4 protein-coding genes are annotated in these 4,645 nt (G+C 53.1%); 3 read left to right on the top strand and 1 reads right to left on the bottom strand.

The features are described 5' to 3' along the window. Positions 1–131: 131 nt before the first annotated feature. The 3 genes from KHU33_RS25415 to KHU33_RS25405 all read left to right on the top strand — a co-directional run bounded on the left by KHU33_RS25415 (position 132) and on the right by KHU33_RS25405 (position 3,007). The gene (locus KHU33_RS25415; protein WP_211468222.1) at positions 132–608 is read left to right on the top strand and encodes a hypothetical protein; all 477 of its coding nucleotides are present in this window, start codon (positions 132–134) and stop codon (positions 606–608) included. A gap of 244 nt (positions 609–852) precedes the next feature. Further along, the gene (locus KHU33_RS25410) at positions 853–1,698 is read left to right on the top strand and encodes a hypothetical protein (protein ID WP_211468220.1); all 846 of its coding nucleotides are present in this window, start codon (positions 853–855) and stop codon (positions 1,696–1,698) included. A gap of 502 nt (positions 1,699–2,200) precedes the next feature. Then, positions 2,201–3,007, top strand: coding sequence for an intradiol ring-cleavage dioxygenase (locus KHU33_RS25405; protein ID WP_211468218.1), 807 nt, complete (start codon positions 2,201–2,203; stop codon positions 3,005–3,007). 160 nt (positions 3,008–3,167) lie between these two features. Here the strand turns inward: KHU33_RS25405 and KHU33_RS25400 are convergent, their stop codons facing one another. Then, on the bottom strand, positions 3,168–4,343 hold the full coding sequence (locus tag KHU33_RS25400; protein ID WP_211468216.1) for a sensor histidine kinase: 1,176 nt from the start codon (positions 4,341–4,343) through the stop codon (positions 3,168–3,170). Positions 4,344–4,645: the final 302 nt, after the last annotated feature.

Raw genomic sequence — 4,645 nt, 5'->3', positions numbered from 1 at the left:
AAACTTGCTTTTTTGCATTTGTAGCTGATAATCAATTTAGTTATCTGCATGTCGCCTAGTCCGACACAAATGCAAAGGCGAGTGCGCCTTGTCGATGCACATTCCTAATCTCTATTGAGAAGGAGCGAATCATGGCCAAATGGGTTGTCCAGGGCGACGACGCGAGTTCAATAGCGCCCGATTCAAATAGTTATGCACCTGGCGGTATGCCGAAGTGGAATCCCCCGAAAGCACCCAACGGAAACGACGGTGGCGCGCTGTGGTGGGATCATGATGACCCCGGTGGCGATGGGCATCAGGGCGAAGATGGCTTAGGGGGTGGCCCCGGCCAAGACGGATTCAACGGTGGTAATACGCCGCAAGGTGTTAAGTTGATTATCCCCAGTGATGTCAGCGGCACAGTAACCTTGGTTCTTGCCGGAGGCCACGGACAGCCCGGTGGGCAAGGTGGCAAGGTGGCATGGGCGGCATGGGCGGCGAAGGTCAGGATGGTGGAGATGGTGATGATGAGCAGCCGCCTGGTAACGGCGGAAAAGGCGGCACTGGCGGGCCAGGTGGCGTCGGGGGGAGAGGTGGCGACGGAGGCTCAGCCTACGACGTGGATGTGATTCTCGAGGGAACTGGTTACAGTTCGATCATTCAAGAGACTCATCAGGGATTAGGTGCGCCCGGCGGTTTCGGTGGCCCCGGCGGGCCGCCAGGGCCTGGCGGTCATGCAGGAAATGGTGGAGGCCAAGCATCGGCTGGCGATCCTGCCGGAGAAGGACCGCAAGGCCCTAAAGGCAAGGATGGAGCACTCGGCCATTTCCACCAAATCTAGCCTTTCGTGCAAATCACAACTGAGGTTATCAAATGACTACATGCGCTATTGAGCACACGCCAGATCCGATTGGTTCTGTAGCATCTGGGGTATCGGTTAAGTGGGATCATAACGGTGAGCCAGGAGCAGTAGATCGCGCTCTGTTTGTATTTACTGAAGCGGCTACAGGAAACCAGACCCGCTACGAAGTAAGCCCTAGAGTCCATACCTGCCTTCCCTTAGCTGCGGGACTTTATCAGGTGGCGGTGTTTGCGAAAGGACTTGAGCAGTACCGTGGTTCGCTTGAACTGATGCCTGGAGAACCGACATCGTTCACACCAATCCTTACTCCTGCCAAAGGGACAAAAAAAACACTCGAAGACGTACTATCACGTCTCGAAGTCGACGCAGTAGAGAGCCCTCGGGACTTGATCGTTCCGAAAAACACTCGAGTCGTGCTCGACTCACGGGATCAACAATACGCCCATGATTGGAAGAACCTCAGCATCAAGAATGTCGAATCAGCTAAACGAATCCTCGGTCATCCCGATAATTTTTTCTCCAGCAAATTTTCACGGTTTCCGCCCCCTTCTCTCTCCATGCGGAGTCAGCCCCAAGACTTGGCAGCCGCCACTGCACGCGAATACGTTTACGGCAATTCGGCTACAGTCAGTCAATGGCAGGATCAAATAAATTCAGCCCTTTTCAAGGAAATTTGGATGTTCCCCGTTTTCATTCTTGGCACGGTGACAATCAATGCTGGTGGTGTACTGGAGATCGGCAATCAAGCAAATTTCTTTGTCTGCCAGCTACTTCGCATGCACATCACAGGGACATTGCTGATTCGTGGCACCGGCCCAAATCACATAGAGCCGCTGGCACTAGAAACGTTCTGTTGAAGAAAAACGGCAGTCAACGCCGCAAACCTCTTATGCGACCTTTCAACAAAGGCGCATAAAACACTTCAAAAAGCCGCTTAACAATTCCGGCTCTTGACACCAACAAACATAAGGCTTCCAGAAATGGAGGCCTCTTTTTTTCCCTACGATTCTGTGCTTGCTTCACAGAGTTTACTGGTGGCCCCAATTGACTGGAATGGGAATCGCCATGTACGGACGGACAATCAAAACCAGAACAATTTTTGCGAAGCCCAACGCTATTTCTCGCCAGGCGCGACAACTGGTTGCGTTCCCGGCGTTGACGGCAGCGATTTGAGCAAGCGAAACGCCGGCGGGCTCTCGATCAGGAGTCGGCGGCAGGTCCGGGACCGTCACCTGACCAGGCGGCGTCGTGGGAGACGATCACCAGCGGCGCTTTTATGTAAATTTCAGCATAAGCCTTTCCCGTCATGCGATACTTTCTCTCACATTCAATGCAATATCCAGTATGAGGAAAATATTCATGCGCAGCACTACCCGTCGACATTTCGTTTCTCAAATATTAGGCAGCGCGCTTGCGATGTCATGGGCGCGAGTATTCGGTGCAACAATCCCGGCCACGAAAAACAACTTGTGCACGCTGACACCAGAACAAGAGGAAGGCCCGTTTTACATCGGTGGTGAAGCGCTACGCAGCAATCTCATTGAAGACCGTCCTGGCATACCGTTGGTGCTGCGTATCCAATTAATCGACGCCAAACATTGCGTACCGTTGCAGAATGCAAGCATCGAGGTGTGGTCTTGCGATGCATCCGGTGAATATTCAGGTTTCAGTAGCGTGCCATTCGGTGGCCCTGACCACATGCCGCCGCCAGGAAAACCGCATGGTGCGCCGCCGCCCGGAATGCCGCCCCATCACGCGCCGTCCAACCAGAAAACATTTTTGCGCGGCATACAACGTACTAACACGGAAGGCCGTCTGGAGTTCACAACACTGTATCCCGGCTGCTATGAAGGCCGCGTCAACCATATTCATATAAAAGTACGCGTTGCCGATGCGAGCGTGCAAGGCGGACGAGTCGCGCATACCGGGCAAATATTCCTGCCTGAACAGGTCAGTAAAGCTGTGCTGGCGCTCAAGCCGTATTCCGAGCATCGGACTAAGCGCACTAGCCTGGAAGAAGATCATGTCTTTACCAGGGAACACGGCGATACCATGATGGCGTCGGTAACACCAATCGACCCCGCTTCTATCGGAGCAGGATATATCGCAACGATCAGTTTCGGCGTTGATACTGACGCGACTCCTTCACCGAAATTCCGGGAATAAAGATTTTCCAACGAATATAAGCTGTATAAATCGTGATTTGATCTGACAAGAGATCTCCGAACATGAAAGTCACAACCCAAACCTGCCTGTCGAATTTCTCGGGAGCAGCCGCTCAAGGGACAAGTTTTACTGCGTGCTTGAATTGTTGTGATCAACTGATTTATGCGCGCCGTAGGGCGACGAAAAAAATCGCGCCCTGATCCAGTTTCCCCTCAGCCCAGACCCGACCGTCAAGTCGATGGATAATACGCTGCACGGTTGCGAGGCCGACGCCGTTGCCCTCGAATTCGTCGTCCCGATGAAGGCGCTGGAAAACGCCGAACAGCTTGTACTCTAAACTGGGATCGAAGCCCGCACCATTGTCTTTTACGACCACAATCATTTCATCGCCGTCACCGGTCAGCGATTTAATCTCGATGATCGGGGGGACACGTCCACGGCTAAACTTCACCGCATTGGAGAGCAGGTTCGTGAAAACCACCTGCAATAGCGCTGCGTCCCCTCGGACTGTCGGCAGGCTGCTTATTTGCCATTCGGCGTCTTCTCCGCCTAAGGGCTCACACTCTTTGCGTGCCGCTGCGATAATGCCGTTCAGATCGACGGCTTGCTGATTAATCTTGAGACGGTCTGTGTGCGCCAAAGTGAGCAAGTCATCCACCAACTTGCCCATTTTGCTGACCGACTGGATAATGACGTCGAAATAGTGAGCGTCTGTGGTATCAAGACCATGAGGACTCTTAAGATCCTCCTGGAGAAACTGCGAGAAGGCACCGATGCGGCGCAGAGGCGCTCTCAGATCGTGTGCCACTGAATAGCTGAAAGCGTCAAGTTCCTTGTTTGCGGCCTCGAGTTGTGCAGTGCGCTGTTCCAGTGCGCTGTTTGCTTTCCGCAGCTCGTTTTCTGCCTGAATGCGCCGGCTCACTTCATTTTGTAATCCCTGGTTGGCACGCCTAAGTAGTTCAGGGCTTGGGATGGCTAGCGCCTGGGGTATCAGCGGCCACAGTAGGATCGCCGTCATGACGGAAGCACTTGCCGTGAACACCTTCATTCCTGCGTCAGCCCAGTAATTGGGCAACCATATGTTCCAGATCGCAAAGATGTGGGTAGTGCCGCAAGCCATCACAAAGACGCCGAACATCACGAAAATCCAGCGGAACGGGAGATCTCGCCGCTTCTGCACGAAGTACCACAGTGCGACCGGGATCGAGTAATAGGAGGCGGCGATGATGGAGTCAGCTATTACGTAGCTCCAAAGCAATGATGGGGTCCAGAGAAAACAATGACCATGCGGCATGAAACCGCTCGTCTCGAAGTAAGAGGAAAGGGTATCCAGCATGCTCGTCTCCCGCTTTACCCACTCGGATGCGACAGTTCTGTAAGGCTTTGCATGTTTCCCTGTGGAAATTAGCGTGTTTGAAAATTATTGTCAATCACTTTAGATAATGGTGTTCAGTGATTTCTTGTCGCGGCACTCAAGCGTCAGAAGCCCTGGACGTATTTGGACCGCAGTAAGAGAGTGAGAGAGTGAGAGAGTGAGAGAGTGAGAGAGTGAGAGAGTGAGAGAGTGAGAGAGTGAGAGAGTGAGAGAGTGAGAGAGTGAGAGAGTGAGAGAGTGAGAGAGTGAGAGAGTGAGAGAGT

Source organism: Collimonas silvisoli (assembly GCF_018305005.1).
Taxonomy (GTDB): domain Bacteria; phylum Pseudomonadota; class Gammaproteobacteria; order Burkholderiales; family Burkholderiaceae_D; genus Collimonas; species Collimonas silvisoli.
The sequence above is the reverse complement of the archived record's forward strand: the minus strand, read 5'-3'. Positions and strand labels throughout refer to the sequence as shown.